Raw genomic sequence first — 15555 nt, forward strand, 5'->3', positions numbered from 1 at the left:
GCTTAGAATAAAAATGGCGGAGTGGGAGAGATTCGAACTCTCGCAGCGGTTACCCACTCTAACGATTTAGCAAACCGTCCTCTTCAGCCTCTTGAGTACCACTCCATATTCACTTCTCGCTTCATCTGCGACATGAGATATATTAACAGAACATATAATTCTTGTCAAGATAAAAATTGTATATCAAAACCTATCAGAGCCTTTGGCTTGAGATATGTATAAAAGTAATAGAAAATATGAAAAATCTATATGATTTTTTCCTTTTTCTTCATTGAATATGCGCATCTCCAAAGATATAATAGATATACAAGAAAGGAATAACTGAATGGAACTAGCACAATTAAAATATTTTCAGGTGATGGCAAACATCCGCCACTTTACACGCGCCGCGCGCATGCTCGATGTGACGCAGCCCGCGCTCAGCAGATCGATGGCAAAGCTCGAAAAGGATCTCGAGGTTCCCCTGTTCAAGCGCAATGAGGGCGAGATCGAACTGACGGCAGAGGGAGAGCGTCTCCTGCGCCGCGTCGATCGTATCCTGCGCGAGGTGGACAGTGCACGCGAGGAAGCTGGCAGTGCAAATGCTGAGGTCTCAAAGGAGTTCCGCCTCTCGTTCATCCACTCGCTCGGCAGCTATGTCCTGCCGCATATCCTGCAGGACTTTCGCGCGCTCTATCCCGACATCCGCATCCAGCTGAACCAGCAGGACTCGGCAACGCTCGCTCAGCAGGTCGCCGCCGGAGAGACGGATCTCTGCCTCTGCTCCACCATCCCGACGACAGAGTACAGCGCATGGGTCTACCTCTGGTCGGAGGAGCTTTTTGTCACCGTTCCGCTCGGGCACCCGTTTGCCGAGCGAAAGAAAATCAATCTGAATGAACTGGTGGACGAGCCTCTGATCGCAATGAAGAGCAGCTACAGCCTACGCATCCTCGTCGACCAATTCTTTGACCTGGCGGGCATTCACCCCGAAATCACGTTCGAGGGGGACGATGTGTCAACGATGTCAGGACTGGTCGCAGCGGGACTTGGCGTAAGCCTCCTGCCAAAACTCGCGGGTGTCGAGCATCCGGAGCTGCGCTACATCCCCGTATCGTTCCCGATCTGCAAGCGTGCCGTCGGTGTCGCATGGAACACGCAGCGACAACTGCCCCCTGCGGCGATCTGCTTCCAACAATTCCTGATCCGTCGGTTTAACGACGAATCAAAGGGCATTTCGGACGAGTAAAGCACATAAAGATAGGGCATCGAATCGCTCCGTTAGAGAATTCGATGCCCTATTTTTATGCATTACGCTGCGATGTCTACGTTCTTTCCGAGATTCTGCACCGGATGGCTGGTTGCATAGGCCTGCTTGACCTGCTGCATAAGCTCGTGCGTCACCTGCCCACCAATCTGCTGTGCCTCGCGGTTCGTCCGCTGGAACTTGCTCGACCCAAGACGCCTCGGATCCATATTCTCCATGGACTGCTGTGCGGCACGGGATGCGCTCTGCGTTCCGTTCTGAACAACTCGATCCTGCGTCTGATGGAACTCTCCCTTGCCCAGCTTCGTGCCCGAGCCGAAGTTGGAGCCACCGATAACGGATGCGACCTCCTGCATCTTCGCATGTGTCACCTGTCCGCCGATGCGTTGCGCCTCACGGTTTGCCCGCTGGAAAAGGCTTGATCCAAAACCACCGCTTCTAATTGCCGGTATTGCCATAATGGGTCCCTCCATTTCATCTCCATCCCATTTTCCCTTGGGATGTTATGACCACATTATAATAGATGAAGATACTTTATGCAAGCGTAAAATACCGCCGAAATCATTCTTCGGCGGTATCTCATTATGATTTGTTTCCTTAGGATCCTGCCTTGAGACGACCGACGCGCACAATCTCGGATACCTGGACCTGATGTGTCTTGCCGTTCACATCGGCAATGACGCTCGGCTGACCGTCGGTGATGCTGACACCGATGATCTTGCCCTCGTAGCTCTGCGTCTTCACCGTTCCATCGCTGTTCTTGAGCGGTTTTTTATCATCGCCCATGACCACGCTGTTCCACTGAACAGGCTGTCCGATCATGGAACTGAGCTGTCCGATGAGAACGGAGGAGTTGATGTTGTCGACGATCTTCGACACATTCTCAAGGCCCTTGGAGACGTTCGTCATCTGCTCGAGCGCGGAGAACTGCGCCAGCTGTGAGAGATACTCACTGTTGTCCTGCGGGTCAAGCGGATCCTGATACTTCATCTGCGTAACGAGCAGTTGCAGGAAAGCATCCTTTCCAAGAGCGTCGTTCTTCTTGTCCTTCGCTTTCGCCTGATTCTGTGCTGCCTCGTAGTCCGACAGCTTCTGCACAACGCCGCCGACGTTGATTGTATTCAGTGGGTTTGAACTTGCCACGATATTTCCTCCTCAACGTTATACGCGATAGTCTACACCATCGGTTCCAACCGAGCCGTCAATGTTTGCCTGTGCCGCGGCGGGCGAAAGCCCCTCGGCCTCATCCAGATAGTCGTCGGCATCGCCGCGCGTGTAAATCTGCGTCTCACCGCGATGACTGCTGCTCTGCTGCCATGCCTCCTGCCCCTGCGGCATCTGACCATCTGCAAGACCGGCATAGACACCGACGCGGTCAACCTTGAGCCCCTGGTTGTTCAGTTCCTGTCGGAGCTGGACGAGGGAGTTCTCAATCACATTGCGCACATGTGCGTTGTCGCTGTGGAACGATGCCTGTACGGCACCATCCGCACCAACCGCCACACGAAGCGTAAGCTCGCCGAGATGTTCGGGGCGCAGACGGATGACCATCTGCGTATCCGTGAGTGTGCGCATAAGTCGCGCCTGCTCCACAATCTGACGTGGAATCTCATAGTCTGGCTGCGGACGCTGTGCCTCTTGTGCGGGTGCAGGAGAGGCAACCTCCTGTATCGGCGTTGTGCCTGTATTCGCCTGCACTGCAATGGGCTGTGCGGGCTGCGGTGCCGTCTCCGTGGTGCGCGTCTGAACCTCAAAGGGCATCGTGGTCGTCATACGGGCAGACTGCTGCTCACCCTGTGCTGACTGCTGCTGTGTACCCTGTTCCGATGCATCACCCTGCGAGGCATCGTGACGCATCGTACGCTGCGCGAGTATGGTGAGCGGATTGACAGTGCCATCCTCTGTCGCGAGATTTTCCCCGACAAGTTCTGTCACCGCGCGGCTCGCAGGCTGTGTCTGCTCAGACTGTGCTCTGAGCATCGGAGCAACAATCGTCTCCGTTGCCGGCTGCAAATTCTCTGCCTGCCCCTCAACAAGGGTGGCGATATTTGCAGCATTGCGCGAAGCATTCGCCTCTGCTGCAAACGTCACTGCTGTCGGGACGGTCTCAGCCGTAAGTACAGGTGCATTCTCGACCGTCGGTGCGGGCTCTGTATTGAGCACGGCTCGCAACTGCGCGGGCAGTACGGTCTCAAGCGCCGCCAGACGCAGAACCTGCTCCGCGTTGGCGTTCTTCCCCGCCTCGCCCCCCTCAACTGCCGCGCCGAGTTCTGCCAGTGCATTCTCCTGCACGAGCGGCTGTCCCTCGAGTGCGCGGAGGAGGTTGCGGCTCTGTGCGGCCTCCGGCATCTGCTGCAGGAGATTCTGTACGGCTGTCTGCAGCTTCGTATCACCGAGCTGCTCCGCCGTCAGTTCATAGCGCTCCAAGATCTCTGTGAGCGCGGCATCAAGCCCCTCGTTCACATCGCTGTCCGCAAGTGGCATATCCGTGTTCACGAGAGCCGCAAGTACCGCTACGGCAGCGGTTGGGATTGCTGCCTCATCTACCGACGCTGTTTTTTCTGTGCCGGGCTCCGCTTGTTTCTGACCGGCGGCTTTCGGCATTTGTGCCGTCACATCCTGTGTGTCCTGCGACGGCGCAACACTTTCCGTCTGCGGCGTTTTCGTCTGTGCCACATCGACGGAAGTCACACGCGTCTCTGATTTCGCCGCCTCTGCATCCATTCCCTTTTGCAGTGCGCCAAACGTATCGCTGAACGAATTCTTCCCTGAGGTTGCCTGCGCACGATTCCCCGCAGATCCGCTGCGCCCCTTTGGCGCACCTGCCCCCGCGGAGATCCCATCAGCCGGTGTTACAGCCATGAGATTGCTTGCATTCATCTACACATCACCTCTTCTATTTTTTTATCGGAAGAAATTCATATTCCCTTAAATATTTTTTGGCATGGCACATTTCAGCGCGTCACCGATGTTCTCCGCACCAAAGAGCTGCATATCCTCGAACTTCCCTTGCAGCTGCCGATAGTTCTTCATCGGCAGGAGTGCCGCGTGAAACCCCAGCCGCCGCGCCTCAGCAACGCGGAGCTCCGCCTGTGAGACGGCGCGCACCTCGCCCGAGAGGCCGACCTCACCGCAGACGACCATATGCGGACGCGGCAGACGGTTCGCAAAGCTCGATGCCATTGCAACGCAGAGTGCGAGATCGGCGGCGGGCTCATCGAGGCGGATGCCGCCCGCGACCTTGACGTAGACATCCGCCGCGCCGATGGGAAGTTTGACGCGCTTTTCGAGCACGGCAAGGAGCAGTTGGATGCGCTTCACGTCGACAGAGTCCGCCGTTCTGCGCGGCGGCTGGTACGGCGTCGGCGCAACAAGTGCCTGCACCTCGACGAGAAGCGGGCGCGTCCCCTCCACCGTTGGCACGATGATCGAGCCGCTCTCCATTGCGCGCTCGGAGAGAAAGAGCTTCGATGCGTCCGGCACATCGACAAGCCCGACGTCGCGCATCTCGAACAGACCAAGCTCGTTCGTGCTGCCGAAGCGATTTTTCACGGCGCGCAGCACGCGATACTCGGCGTTGCGCTCCCCCTCGAAGTAGAGCACGGTGTCCACGATGTGCTCGAGGACGCGCGGCCCTGCGAGGCTGCCCTCCTTCGTCACATGACCAATGACGAAGACCGCAATGCCAGCCGTCTTTGCAACGCGCATGAGCTCCATCGCGCACTCGCGCACCTGAGAGACGCTGCCGGGCGCGCTCTCAATGTCGGGACGGTACATGGTCTGGATGGAATCGATGATAAAGAGTGCGGGCTGCTCGCGCTCCACATGTGCGCAGATCGCATCGAGATTCGTCTCGCTGACGACGAGGAGATCGTCAGCAATCGCCTGCAGACGATCCGCACGCATGCGAATCTGCCGCGCGCTCTCCTCCCCCGTCACATAAAGGACGCGCTGTCCTGCGCGTGCAATGTCTGCCGAAACGCGCAGCGTGAGACTCGACTTGCCGACGCCGGGATCGCCGACGATGAGCACCATCGAGCCGGGGATGACACCACCGCCGAGCACACGGTCAAGTTCCCCCGATCCGGTCGAGAAGCGCGGCAGATCCTCAACGGCAATCTCGCCGATTGCCTGCGGACGCTCCGCATTCCCCGTACCGACGCCCCTGCGCTCCTCTGCGGGCGGCGTGACAATCTCCTCCACAAGAGAGTTCCACGCACCGCAGCCGGGGCATTTCCCCATCCACTTGAGCGTATCATAGCCGCAGTTCTGACAGACATATGCAGTCTTTTTCTTCTTTGCCATAAAACCCGATTCTTTCCAAAGAAAAGGGACTGTTTCATTACAGTCCCTTCCATTTACTTATCAGAGCCCGCAGCACCGCACGGGCGAGCCAGTAGAGCGACCAGCCCAGATTGAGGAGGAAATCCCCCGCGCGCCCTGTGCATGTCGGCGATGCCAAGAAATTGACAGTCCGCTCATACTTCATGATAGGATGCCTGCTTATCGCCCTTGACGCGCTTGTTGCGGCTTGTATCCTTCTTTACGAAGTCAAGCCCGTCACCGGACTTGCGCACGGAGATGATATCCCCCGCCGTGAAGTCACGTGCGAGAATACGCTCGGCAAGCTCGTCCTCGATGTTCTTCTGAATCGCACGGCGCAGCGGACGCGCACCGAATTTGACATCCGTCCCCTTCGAGATGAGCACACGCTTTGCCGACGCGCTGACCTCGATGTTGATCTCCTGCTCGGCAAGGCGTGCCTTGACATCTCGCAGGAGGATGTCCACAATCTTCGTCAGCTCGGGCTCTCCCAGTGCATTGAAGACAATCATATCGTCTATGCGGTTGAGGAATTCCGGACGGAAGATCTTCTTGACCTCCTCCATGACGCGCTTCTTCGCGCGCTCCTCGTCCGTGTCCTTCGCCTGTGCTCCGATGGAGAAGCCAATTGTGCCCGTCGTCGAACGCAGGTGGTTGGCACCTGCATTTGAGGTCATAATGATGATTGTATTGCGAAAATCCGTGACCGTGCCCTGCCCATCCGTGAGACGTCCGTCCTCAAGCACCTGCAGGAGCATGTGGAAGACATCGGGGTGCGCCTTCTCCACCTCGTCAAAGAGGATGATGGAAAACGGCTTCTTGCGCACGGCTTCCGTGAGCTGCCCCCCCTCCTCGTAGCCGACGTAGCCCGGAGGCGCACCGACGAGACGCGCCGTCGTATGCTTCTCCATGTACTCGGACATATCGAAGCGGATAATCGCATCCTCAGAGCCGAATACAGACTCCGCAAGTGCCCGTGCAAGCTCCGTCTTTCCTACGCCCGTCGAGCCGAGGAAAAGGAAGGAGCCGATCGGGCGGCGCGGATCCTTGACACCCGCACGAGCGCGCCGCACCGCCTTCGAGACGGCGCGTACCGCCTCGTCCTGACCGATGACGCGACGCCCGATGTGCTTCTCGAGCGCGAGGAGACGATCGGACTCCTTCGCCGCGATTCGCTGGACGGGAATGCCCGTCCATTGCGCCACAACAGCAGCAATATCGTCCTCTGTTACCACGATCTCCGCCCGCTGATCCTCGCCGCGACGCGACGCCTCAAGCTGGGCGCGCAGTTCCTGCTCGCGGTCGCGCAGTTCGGCTGCCGCCTCATAGTCCTGCCCGCTGATCGCAGCATCCTTCTGCCGGACGATCTCCGTGATCTCCGCGCGCAGACCCGCAAGCTGATCCGTTCCACCCGTGTTCTTCATGCGCACGCGCGACGCCGCCTCGTCGACGAGGTCGATTGCCTTGTCCGGCAGCCAGCGATCCGTGATGTATCGCTTCGAGAGGCGCACAGCCGCGCGCACGGCGTTATCCTCGATGCGCGCACGGTGGAACTCCTCGTATTTGCTGCGCAGACCAAAGAGAATCTGCTCCGCATCCTCCTCGCCCGGCTCCTCCACCATAACGGTCTGGAAGCGGCGTGCGAGAGCGGAGTCCTTCGCAAAATGCTTCTTGTACTCGCTGAGCGTCGTTGCGCCGATGATCTGCATCTCGCCGCGCGCAAGGGCGGGCTTCAGAATATTTGCCGCATCAAGAGAGCCCTCCGCGCCGCCGGCGCGGATGAGCATGTGAATCTCGTCGATGAAGAGGATAATGTTCTTCGCCTTAATGACATCATCCACGACATTCTTGAGCCGCTCCTCGAACTCGCCACGATACTTCGTCCCCGCCACGAGCGCCGTCATCGACAATGTGACGACACGCTTGTCCTCGAGGAGGAATGGCACCTCGCCGTCTGCAATGCGCTGGGCAAGCCCCTCTGCAATCGCGGTCTTTCCGACCCCCGCCTCCCCGAGGAGGATGGGGTTGTTCTTCGTACGGCGTGCGAGGATCTGGATCACGCGGTCGATCTCCGCCGCGCGCCCAATGACGGGATCAATCCCGCCCGTCCGCGCAACGCCGATCAGATCACGCCCGAATTTCTTGAGCGATGCGGGCAGACCTTTCGCGCCTCCTTTGTTCGGTTTTCTGCGCGAAGACTTCTCCTTCGACTCCTCCGCCTCGCTCATGCGTTCAAGCACCTCGCTCTGCAGCTCCTCGATGTCGACGTCCAGCTCCTCGAGCGTATGGACGGCAGTGCCCTCCGCCTCCGTGAGCAAGCTGAGCAGAATGTGCTCCGTCGTCACAAAGGAACGCTCCTCGCGGGCGGTGTCGATTGCGCCCTGCATGACGCGCTGGGCACGGCGCGTGTAGTACGGTACATCCTCGGCCGGGTGCAGGACATCCTGAAACCCGTCCGAATTGCGAATCACCTGCTCCGCACTGTCATAATCCGCGCCGAACTTATCCAGCACCTCCGCTGCAATGGTGTCACGCATGTGCATGATCCCCAGCAGAAGCTGGCCTGTTCCGATGTATCCCTTGCCGCGCCGCTGCGCAATATACTGTGAAAACTCTACGGCTTTAATCGCCGCCTGTGTAAAAAATTGACGGTAGTTCAAGCTGTCCCCCTCCTCATCCCTGCGTTCGATATTTTTGTAAGATCGCGCGCACACGCGAAGCGCGTATGGCGCTGATTTCCCCCGTTGATAGATTTTCGTTTTCTGCCGCATACTTGAGATAACCGTCGCGTGCCGCAACGATGATCTCCGCATAGCAGTCCGGTGTCACCTCTTTGATGATCCCCCGGTCAATGCCGTAGCGCACGCGCGAAACGAGAGCGAAGAGCTCCTGCTCCGTCAGCGAGCGCGCATAGGACAGGATGCCAAAGGCACGCCATATGCCGTCCTCGATCCCGTCCTTACCAAAGTAGGAAAGCGCCTTGCGTGCACGCCGCTCATGTGCGGCGATCTCTCCCGCAGCCGTCTGCAAATTCTCGATCATCTCCGCCTCTGAGTAACCGAGGGTGAGCTGATTGGAAATCTTGTAGAAATGTGCCCCCTCGCCAATCCCCTCGAGCGGGTGCACAGCAAGTCCAAGCTGCGGCGATGTATTGACAATATTCTCGATGTTGCGCGTGTATACCAGCCCCGGCAGATGAAGGATGACCGAGGCGCGCAGCCCCGTCCCAAGGTTCGTCGGATATGCCGTCAGGTAACCCATCGTCTCATCAAAGGCGAGGTCGAGATGCGCCTCGATATAGTCATCTACGCGCGACGCCGTCTCGAATGCCTGCGTAAGCGAAAGCCCCGGCGACATCGACTGAATCCTGAGATGATCGTCCTCATTGACGAGAATGCTGATGCGCGTATCGGCGCTGATATATGCGAGCCGATGCGGCTGCACCTCGGCAAATTTCTCACTGATAAGCCGCTTCTCGATTAGAACCTCACGCTGCAGAGCCGTCAGCTCATCGAGTGCAATGCGGTCAAACGGCTGCCCAAGCTCTGCCCCGAGTCCCGCAAGGACAGGATCAAGTGTCTCTTGAATCTGCGCCAGCTGCGCGAGATTGGCACGCCCCGGGAACGGGAGCGATACGAGATTGCGTGCCAGCCGCACGCGACTCGAGATCACGACATCGCTGTCCGCGCCCTCCGTGCCGAACCACGAGAGCCGACTGCTCCGAAGGAGCTCATCAACTGCCATAGGGCTGCTCCTCCATGCGGCTCTCGAGACTGCGAATCCGATCGCGGTACTCCGCAGCCTTCTCGTACTCCTCGCGCGCCACCGCCTCCTTCAAGCGGGCGCGCAGCTGCTCCGCCTCCTGACGAAGCATGATCGAACTCCCCGAGCGGCGCGGAATCTTGCCGCGGTGGACACTCGCACCGTGAATCCGCCGCAGGAGCGGCGTGAGCTCGTGATGAAACGTCTCGTAACAGATCGAGCAGCCAATCTGCCCCGTCTGCGGAAAATCCTGAAACTGCACGCCGCAGTTCGGACATGTGATATGCGGTGCGTCCTCCTCTGCCGCGGTATCCTGCTGATTGCTGCCGAAGATTCCCTTAAGGAAATCCTCTGCCGAGACATTTTCCTGCTGTGCGCGGAAGATCGACGCTCCATAGCGTGCCGCGCAGCTCATACATATATTTTTTTCACTCCGACCGCCCGGCCCGATCTGCACAATGTGCACAATCGCGTCATTGCGGCCGCATTCCTCACAGATCATAACGATTGCCTTTCCATCCGGCGCCTCTGATGCAGCGTCCTTTTTATCTATATCGAACAGCTATCGGAAATTCTCCAGTGTCAATATCATTGTTTTCAGCATTTGGACACGCTCCTTAGCGGCGAGGGTCTCCGAGTGGAACAGCCCCGTCACCACCTGCATGAGAAGCGCAGCCTCGCGCGTCTCCACCATCCCGTGTTGGGCGAGGTAACGCACCATCGACTGCACCGTCTCCATGTCGGTCTCTTCGTTGATCTTCGACAGCATGTCCTGATAGACGAGATCACGCAGCGGCACTTGAACAATGCGGATGAACCCGCCCAGCCCGCGCCGCGACTCTACTACGAATCCTTTATCCTGCGTAAAACGCGTGGAGAGCACATAGCTGATCTGTGACGGCGCGCATGAAATCTCATCTGCAATCTCCGTCCGCCGTAGCTCCACCTGCCCATCCTGCCGTGTGGCGAGCTGACGGAGAATGTAGGACTCAATCATATCGGCAATGTTGCTCATCATATCACCTTCTCTGTTTCCTTAATTGTGCTTTTCTATATTATATTTGTTTTTTTGACTTTTTGCAAGTAGCAATTATATCAAGGAGAAAATAATTTTTTACGATCTGATGTTTCCCTATATGATGAGCGCGTTTTCGTAGAAATTTTTAGCTGAATGATATGCGCTATACTTGCAGCTTGATAACTTTTAGGGCATAATCATATATCATATAGAAAGAAGGAGAATATGTATGCTTAGGAAAATTGCACTTGCGACGCTTGCCGCCGTTACACTCTCTGCAGCGACACCCGCGCTCGCAACGGACTATCTCGCCAACACGAAGTCGGGCAAGTTCCACTACGCAACCTGCCGAACGATCAAACATCCCGACGCGCCACACTTCGTTCCCTACAGCTCACGCGAGGCGGCTATTGCCGACGGATACGAACCGTGTGGAGTGTGCCACCCGTAAAATGACGCAAACAGCACGATACATTATGGAAAAAAGCCACTGCTATGATTATCGACAAAATGTTTTCCTATCAGTCATTTTTACTGCACCCCAAGAAAAAAGTTACCGACTTAGAAAATATTCCTCCCGGAACTTTCATCAGTATGGACGACGAAGAAGGTATCCGTAAAATTGCAAAATACATCGGTGATGATGAAATCGAGGGGGCAATTATACTGAATTACTACGGCCAGTCCATATTGACGCTAAGGAACTGGGACTATGTGGATATTCTCTGGAACAATCTGGTAAAATCCGTGGATGAAGTTCTCCATGCAGGAAAAGCAACCTGCAGATTCTGGGGATGTCCATGTGAAATATCCATCAAAGAATGTGGTCATAATTTCGTCATCGTACGCACTAATTGGAGTGACAAACGATATACATTGCCGGAAAAAGAGTTTTTCATGACAATCCTCTATGGTGCCACAGACTTTTTCAATCGTCTGAGCTCCCCGCCATGGGAACATAGAACCTACGCCGAAAGAATTGCCTGTTATTACGACATAATGGGGCGCATGAATGAGAAGTTCGGCTTGGCGGAATATCCGTGGGATTCCCTGGATCGTATTTGATGCGACATTTGCTCAAAAAAAGCGCCGTTATGAACGGCGCAGTGAACAAAATATCAGTACCGCCGCAAAAATTCGCGGCCAAAGACGGTAACGGTGTAGTAGAATCCGATGAGGAACGGGAGGTATTCAGCGATGAGGCGCCAGCATACGGCGACGATGCCGACCGTGCCCGCCGGAACGGTGGCGGCAAAGAGGAGGACGAAGCCGCCCTCTGCAATGCCGGAGCCGCCCGGCGTTGGGCTGAAGTAGAGGAGCATATTGAGGAAGATCATGCGCCCCATAACAGTGTACCAGTCGGCATCCGTAACGCCGAGTCCGAGCAGGAGGCACGGCACGACGGCGTAGATACAGAGGAGATTCAGCCCCGACTCTGCAAAGACGACAAGCATCTGACGCGGTGCACCGAGGAGGAGCGAGATTGCGCTCTTGGTGTCGCGGTAGAGTCCGAAGAGCTGATGCCGCTTCTTGTCGCGTAGGCGACGCGCGATCCAGACGACGAGATAGTCGAGGTAGCCACGCCGCGCACCGACGACGATAAGGACGATGCCGACGAATGCGGCAAGCGTGACCGCCATGAGGATATCGTTCGATATCCCCGGCACAATCCCCTCATCGTGCAGGAAGATGAACGGCATACAGAGCGCAAGAAAGAAGATCGAGAGCAGCGTCCGCACAATGACGAGAACAGCAGCCTTACCCGTGGGGACGCCCGCATGGCGCAGGAACATGACCTGTGCGACAGCGCCGCCCGTCGCCCCTGGAGTGAGGAGCGCGAGGAAATAATTGCCGAAGATCACCTGTACCGCTTGGTACAGTGTGATTTTTTCGTTGGAAATCTTCACGAGATGCATGAGGCGGCTGCCGTCGAAGAACATCCCAAGCCCGACGGCGAGGAGCGCCAGCAGCAGCGACCACGGATGAAAACGCGTCAGATTGTGGAGAGTATTGATGTCCACGGTCGTGTAGATGACCGCAGCAGAGATACCAACAACAAGCACCAAAAGAAAGAGGAAGCGCCGCGCAAATTTGCTCATGCTCTACGCTCTCCCCTTTCTCCTACTCGTTCAAATATTCTTCATGCGCCGCAAAGGCATTGTGGCTGTGGATGGACTCCTCATTCTCGCATTCCAGTGAGAAATATGCAAGCCCGGGCAGCTCGCGCAGTGCGAGCACTGTATCGCGCAGGATGTCCTCAACGAATTTCGGATTCTCGTACGCCGCCTCGGTGACATACTTCTCATCCACACGCTTGAGTAGCGGATAGATCGGTGCAGATCCCTGTCGTTCGAGAAGTTCTGCCAGATCCTCGATGTAGATACACGGCACCCTCTCGCGATACCTGAGCCGCACGCGCGCCGTGGATCGCTGATTGTGCGCCCCGTAGGCGGAGATCTCCTTGCTGCACGGGCAGAGCGAGGTGAACGGCATTGCTAGTCCGAGTTCAAACTGCATCGGCTCGCCGCACCGTTTGCGCCCCGTAAAGGAAGCGTCCACATCGAGCAGCGACGGGCGCCCACTGACGGGCGCCTTTTTTTCAAGAAAATAGGTAAAGGCAAGCGATACCTCAGCCGCCTCTGCATGAAGACGATCCAATGCCTCCGTGAGCATGGCGTCCATCTCCTCCTCGGCGAGCGGTTTCTCGCTCCACGGCAGGAGGATCTCGAGGAAGCGGCTCATATGCGTCCCCTTGAATTCCATCGGCAGGGAGACGGTGAACGCGATGCGCGCAAGTACCTGTTGATAGCCGCCCGCCTGCTTCTTGATGAGGAAGGGCAGACGCACTTCCTTGACGCCGACGCGTTGAATCGCAATGCCGCGTTCATCCTCGCGGTTCTGTACATCCAGCATCATCGTACTCCTGCCGCATACGGGATCGGGTCGCGCCGTCCCGCCTCGGCAAAGCCGCGCAGACGCAGGACACAGCTGTCACAGACGCCGCACGCCTCCACACCGCCGCGATAGCAGCTCGTCGTCAGTTCGTACGGTGCGCCGAGCTCAGTACCGAGACGCACGATCTCTCCCTTCGAGAGATGCTGCAGCGGCGTCTCGACGACAATGCGCCGTCCACGCTCGGTGGCGGCTGCCGTCGCCGCATCCGCCGCCGCCTGAAATGCGGCGATGAATTCGGGGCGACAGTCGGGATAGCCTGAGTAGTCCACAGAGTTTACGCCGATGTAGAGATGAGTCGCCCCTACGCGCTCCGCAAAAGCAAGTGCATAGCTCAGAAAGATGAGATTGCGCGCAGGAACATAGGTGACGGGAATCTCCGTGCGGTCTGCATCCCCCGTGGGCACTGCGATGCTGTCGTCCGTCAGCGCAGAGCCGCCGATTGCATTCATATTTGTCTCAATAATGAGATGTTCCGCGACATGATAGTGTGCAGCAATCCGCTTTGCACAGTCCAGTTCGCGGTCATGCCGCTGATGATAGTCGAAGCTGATCGGATAGAGTTCATAGCCCGCTGCGCGCGCAACCGCCATGCAGGTACAGCTGTCGAGCCCGCCCGAGAGCAGGATTACTGCTTTTCCCCCCATATCGTGCCCTCTCATCCGCGCAGCGAGCGAACTGCTACAGCAATGTCCTTTGCACCATAGATATAGGAACCTGCGACGAGCACATTTGCCCCCGCTGAGCGCACAGACTCTGCCGTCTCTGCATTGATGCCGCCGTCCACCTCGATGTCGACATCCAGCTCGTTATCCATGACCGTATGATAGAGCGCGTGAATCTTGCCGAGCGTATTCTCGATGAATTTCTGCCCGCCAAAGCCGGGGTTGACCGTCATGAGGAGCACCATGTCCACATCGTCGATCAGCTCCTCAAGGGTGTAGATCGACGTGCCGGGGTTAAGGGCTATGCCCGCCTTGCAGCCCGCCGCCTTGATCTGCTGAATCACGCGGTGTGCGTGGCGCGTCGCCTCGACGTGGAATGTGATGATGTCTGCGCCCGCCTTTGCAAACGGCTCGATATGGGTCTCGGGATGCTCAACCATGAGATGCACGTCAAAGACCGCCTTGGATACCTTTCGCAGACTCTCAACGACGCAGGAACCGAGGGTGATGTTCGGCACGAACGTCCCGTCCATCACGTCAATGTGGATGTACTCCGCACCTGCCTCCTCCACGCGGCGGACATCCGCCCCGAGATTTGCAAAGTCCGCCGAAAGGATGGACGGTGCGACGATCGTGGGACGCTCGATGTGGATGTGCTCCTCTTCGAGCATTTCTTCTTCGTGATCATGTTCGTGTGCCATTGGATTCTCCTATTTTCTTTTCAATTTTAGTTCATCGAGCAGTGCGATGTAGGCATCATACCGCTCGGGTGAAAGTTCTCCTGTCTCTGCAGCCGCCTTGACGGCGCAGGACGGCTCGTGGCTGTGACTGCACGGTGCGAAGCGGCAGCCCGCATGACGGGCAAACTCGGGAAAGCACGCCACAAGCTCCTCGGGCGCGATCTCCGTCAGCTCCTGCTGTGTAAAGCCCGGCGTATCGACCACATAGCCCCCTGCAAACGGGAGCAGTTCAGCGCGGCGCGTCGTGTGGCGGCCGCGCCCGATCTTCTCGCTGACCACTCCCGTCAGAAGGGCAAGCGATGGGTCGAGCGCATTCAGCAGGGAGGACTTCCCCGCCCCCGAGGGTCCCGCAAACACGGTGATCTCGCCCGCAAGGCGCTCGTGCAGCTCACGCAGTCCCGTCCCCTGCTCAGCCGAGACGCGCAGAACGGGATAGCCCGCTGCCTCGTATGCCGCAAGAACGTCCTCCGGTGTTCCCTGACAGAGATCCATCTTGTTCACACAAAGAGCGATTTTCTTGATGCCCGAGCGTTCTGCGAGCACGAGGAATCGGCTCACAACGAGTGGGTGCGGATCCGGCAATGCCGCCGCGACGGTGACAACGATCTGCGTAAGGTTCGCCACGCGTGGTCTCTGCAAGAGGTTCGTGCGCGCCTCAATACGCTCGATCACGCCCTCATCGGATGATATGCGTTCAAGTGAAACGATGTCACCGGGGACAGGCGTCAGCTCGCTGCGCCCCTTCTTCACCCTGCCGCGCAGCTTGCAGAGGATCATATGATCCTCTGTCGCGACATGGAGTACATTGTTATAGACCTTTAGGATACGTCCCTGCTCCGCCACCATGCA

17 protein-coding genes and 1 tRNA gene are annotated in these 15555 nt (G+C 57.4%); 3 read left to right on the plus strand and 15 right to left on the minus strand.

Annotation, left to right across the window (positions count from 1 at the left end; translation table 11 throughout):
* Positions 1 to 14: 14 nt before the first annotated feature.
* Positions 15 to 105 (minus strand) — tRNA-Ser (locus HMPREF9163_RS10450).
* Positions 106 to 325: 220 nt separating this feature from the next.
* On the opposite strand from HMPREF9163_RS10450, the gene HMPREF9163_RS10455 reads away from it, so the two are divergent.
* Positions 326 to 1228 carry a LysR family transcriptional regulator gene (locus HMPREF9163_RS10455; protein ID WP_009441761.1) on the plus strand — a complete coding sequence of 301 codons (903 nt, stop codon included), beginning with the start codon at positions 326 to 328 and terminating at the stop codon, positions 1226 to 1228.
* 62 nt (positions 1229 to 1290) lie between these two features.
* Here the strand turns inward: HMPREF9163_RS10455 and HMPREF9163_RS10460 are convergent, their stop codons facing one another.
* The 9 genes from HMPREF9163_RS10460 to HMPREF9163_RS10495 form a co-directional block, all read right to left on the minus strand.
* Positions 1291 to 1704, minus strand: a complete 414-nt coding sequence (locus HMPREF9163_RS10460) for a hypothetical protein (RefSeq protein WP_226372104.1) — start codon at positions 1702 to 1704, stop codon at positions 1291 to 1293.
* Positions 1705 to 1843: 139 nt separating this feature from the next.
* On the minus strand, positions 1844 to 2389 hold the full coding sequence (locus tag HMPREF9163_RS10465) for a flagellar hook assembly protein FlgD (RefSeq protein ID WP_037347050.1): 546 nt from the start codon (positions 2387 to 2389) through the stop codon (positions 1844 to 1846).
* A gap of 18 nt (positions 2390 to 2407) precedes the next feature.
* Positions 2408 to 4126: a flagellar hook-length control protein FliK gene (locus HMPREF9163_RS10470; protein WP_009441764.1), complete on the minus strand. Its 1719-nt coding sequence runs from the start codon at positions 4124 to 4126 to the stop codon at positions 2408 to 2410.
* 48 nt (positions 4127 to 4174) lie between these two features.
* Positions 4175 to 5551 (minus strand): DNA repair protein RadA, encoded by a 1377-nt coding sequence (radA, locus tag HMPREF9163_RS10475; protein ID WP_009441765.1) that lies wholly within the window; start codon positions 5549 to 5551, stop codon positions 4175 to 4177.
* Between the two features lie 37 nt (positions 5552 to 5588).
* On the minus strand, positions 5589 to 5735 hold the full coding sequence (locus HMPREF9163_RS12230) for a hypothetical protein (RefSeq protein WP_009441766.1): 147 nt from the start codon (positions 5733 to 5735) through the stop codon (positions 5589 to 5591).
* Entirely contained in the window at positions 5725 to 8229 is a 2505-nt protein-coding gene (locus HMPREF9163_RS10480) for an ATP-dependent Clp protease ATP-binding subunit (RefSeq protein ID WP_037347052.1), read from the minus strand. Before HMPREF9163_RS10480 ends, HMPREF9163_RS12230 begins: the two co-directional genes overlap by 11 nt.
* A 13-nt stretch (positions 8230 to 8242) precedes the next feature.
* Positions 8243 to 9313 carry an ATP--guanido phosphotransferase gene (locus HMPREF9163_RS10485; protein ID WP_009441768.1) on the minus strand — a complete coding sequence of 357 codons (1071 nt, stop codon included), beginning with the start codon at positions 9311 to 9313 and terminating at the stop codon, positions 8243 to 8245.
* The gene (locus HMPREF9163_RS10490; protein WP_009441769.1) at positions 9303 to 9833 is read right to left on the minus strand and encodes a UvrB/UvrC motif-containing protein; all 531 of its coding nucleotides are present in this window, start codon (positions 9831 to 9833) and stop codon (positions 9303 to 9305) included. The genes HMPREF9163_RS10485 and HMPREF9163_RS10490 overlap by 11 nt, the downstream gene beginning before the upstream one ends.
* A gap of 60 nt (positions 9834 to 9893) precedes the next feature.
* Positions 9894 to 10346 (minus strand): CtsR family transcriptional regulator, encoded by a 453-nt coding sequence (locus HMPREF9163_RS10495; RefSeq protein ID WP_037347054.1) that lies wholly within the window; start codon positions 10344 to 10346, stop codon positions 9894 to 9896.
* A 232-nt stretch (positions 10347 to 10578) separates the two neighbouring features.
* Between HMPREF9163_RS10495 and HMPREF9163_RS10500 the strand changes: the two genes are divergently transcribed.
* Both HMPREF9163_RS10500 and HMPREF9163_RS10505 read left to right on the plus strand, forming a co-directional pair.
* Positions 10579 to 10800: a hypothetical protein gene (locus tag HMPREF9163_RS10500; RefSeq protein ID WP_009441771.1), complete on the plus strand. Its 222-nt coding sequence runs from the start codon at positions 10579 to 10581 to the stop codon at positions 10798 to 10800.
* A gap of 44 nt (positions 10801 to 10844) precedes the next feature.
* Positions 10845 to 11414, plus strand: coding sequence for a hypothetical protein (locus HMPREF9163_RS10505; RefSeq protein WP_009441772.1), 570 nt, complete (start codon positions 10845 to 10847; stop codon positions 11412 to 11414).
* A gap of 53 nt (positions 11415 to 11467) precedes the next feature.
* Here HMPREF9163_RS10505 and HMPREF9163_RS10510 read toward each other — a convergent pair whose 3' ends face one another.
* Genes HMPREF9163_RS10510 through rsgA form a run of 5 tightly spaced genes read right to left on the minus strand, consistent with a single transcriptional unit; the run spans position 11468 to position 15552 of the window.
* Positions 11468 to 12448, minus strand: coding sequence for a lysylphosphatidylglycerol synthase transmembrane domain-containing protein (locus HMPREF9163_RS10510; protein ID WP_009441773.1), 981 nt, complete (start codon positions 12446 to 12448; stop codon positions 11468 to 11470).
* Positions 12449 to 12470: 22 nt separating this feature from the next.
* Positions 12471 to 13262, minus strand: coding sequence for a GTP cyclohydrolase FolE2 (folE2, locus tag HMPREF9163_RS10515; protein WP_037347057.1), 792 nt, complete (start codon positions 13260 to 13262; stop codon positions 12471 to 12473).
* A complete protein-coding gene (gene queC, locus HMPREF9163_RS10520; protein WP_037347058.1) occupies positions 13262 to 13948 on the minus strand; it encodes a 7-cyano-7-deazaguanine synthase QueC in 687 nt (228 codons plus the stop codon). Before queC ends, folE2 begins: the two co-directional genes overlap by 1 nt.
* 11 nt (positions 13949 to 13959) lie before the next feature.
* On the minus strand, positions 13960 to 14667 hold the full coding sequence (gene rpe / locus HMPREF9163_RS10525) for a ribulose-phosphate 3-epimerase (RefSeq protein ID WP_009441776.1): 708 nt from the start codon (positions 14665 to 14667) through the stop codon (positions 13960 to 13962).
* A gap of 9 nt (positions 14668 to 14676) precedes the next feature.
* Positions 14677 to 15552 carry a ribosome small subunit-dependent GTPase A gene (gene rsgA, locus HMPREF9163_RS10530; protein WP_009441777.1) on the minus strand — a complete coding sequence of 292 codons (876 nt, stop codon included), beginning with the start codon at positions 15550 to 15552 and terminating at the stop codon, positions 14677 to 14679.
* Between the last annotated feature and the right edge of the window lie 3 nt (positions 15553 to 15555).

Source organism: Selenomonas sp. oral taxon 138 str. F0429 (genome assembly GCF_000318175.2).
GTDB lineage: Bacteria > Bacillota > Negativicutes > Selenomonadales > Selenomonadaceae > Centipeda > Centipeda timonae.

Coding starts and splice junctions, on each gene's coding strand:
- HMPREF9163_RS10495 (WP_037347054.1), bottom strand. CDS start 10,346: ATGAGCAACATTGCCGATATGATTGAGTCCTACATTCTCCGTCAGCTC.
- rpe (WP_009441776.1), bottom strand. CDS start 14,667: ATGGCACACGAACATGATCACGAAGAAGAAATGCTCGAAGAGGAGCAC.
- HMPREF9163_RS10510 (WP_009441773.1), bottom strand. CDS start 12,448: ATGAGCAAATTTGCGCGGCGCTTCCTCTTTCTTTTGGTGCTTGTTGTT.
- HMPREF9163_RS12230 (WP_009441766.1), bottom strand. CDS start 5,735: ATGAAGTATGAGCGGACTGTCAATTTCTTGGCATCGCCGACATGCACA.
- HMPREF9163_RS10460 (WP_226372104.1), bottom strand. CDS start 1,704: ATGGCAATACCGGCAATTAGAAGCGGTGGTTTTGGATCAAGCCTTTTC.
- HMPREF9163_RS10470 (WP_009441764.1), bottom strand. CDS start 4,126: ATGAATGCAAGCAATCTCATGGCTGTAACACCGGCTGATGGGATCTCC.
- folE2 (WP_037347057.1), bottom strand. CDS start 13,262: ATGCTGGATGTACAGAACCGCGAGGATGAACGCGGCATTGCGATTCAA.
- HMPREF9163_RS10455 (WP_009441761.1), top strand. CDS start 326: ATGGAACTAGCACAATTAAAATATTTTCAGGTGATGGCAAACATCCGC.
- HMPREF9163_RS10490 (WP_009441769.1), bottom strand. CDS start 9,833: ATGATCTGTGAGGAATGCGGCCGCAATGACGCGATTGTGCACATTGTG.
- HMPREF9163_RS10485 (WP_009441768.1), bottom strand. CDS start 9,313: ATGGCAGTTGATGAGCTCCTTCGGAGCAGTCGGCTCTCGTGGTTCGGC.
- HMPREF9163_RS10500 (WP_009441771.1), top strand. CDS start 10,579: ATGCTTAGGAAAATTGCACTTGCGACGCTTGCCGCCGTTACACTCTCT.
- rsgA (WP_009441777.1), bottom strand. CDS start 15,552: ATGGTGGCGGAGCAGGGACGTATCCTAAAGGTCTATAACAATGTACTC.
- queC (WP_037347058.1), bottom strand. CDS start 13,948: ATGGGGGGAAAAGCAGTAATCCTGCTCTCGGGCGGGCTCGACAGCTGT.
- HMPREF9163_RS10505 (WP_009441772.1), top strand. CDS start 10,845: ATGATTATCGACAAAATGTTTTCCTATCAGTCATTTTTACTGCACCCC.
- radA (WP_009441765.1), bottom strand. CDS start 5,551: ATGGCAAAGAAGAAAAAGACTGCATATGTCTGTCAGAACTGCGGCTAT.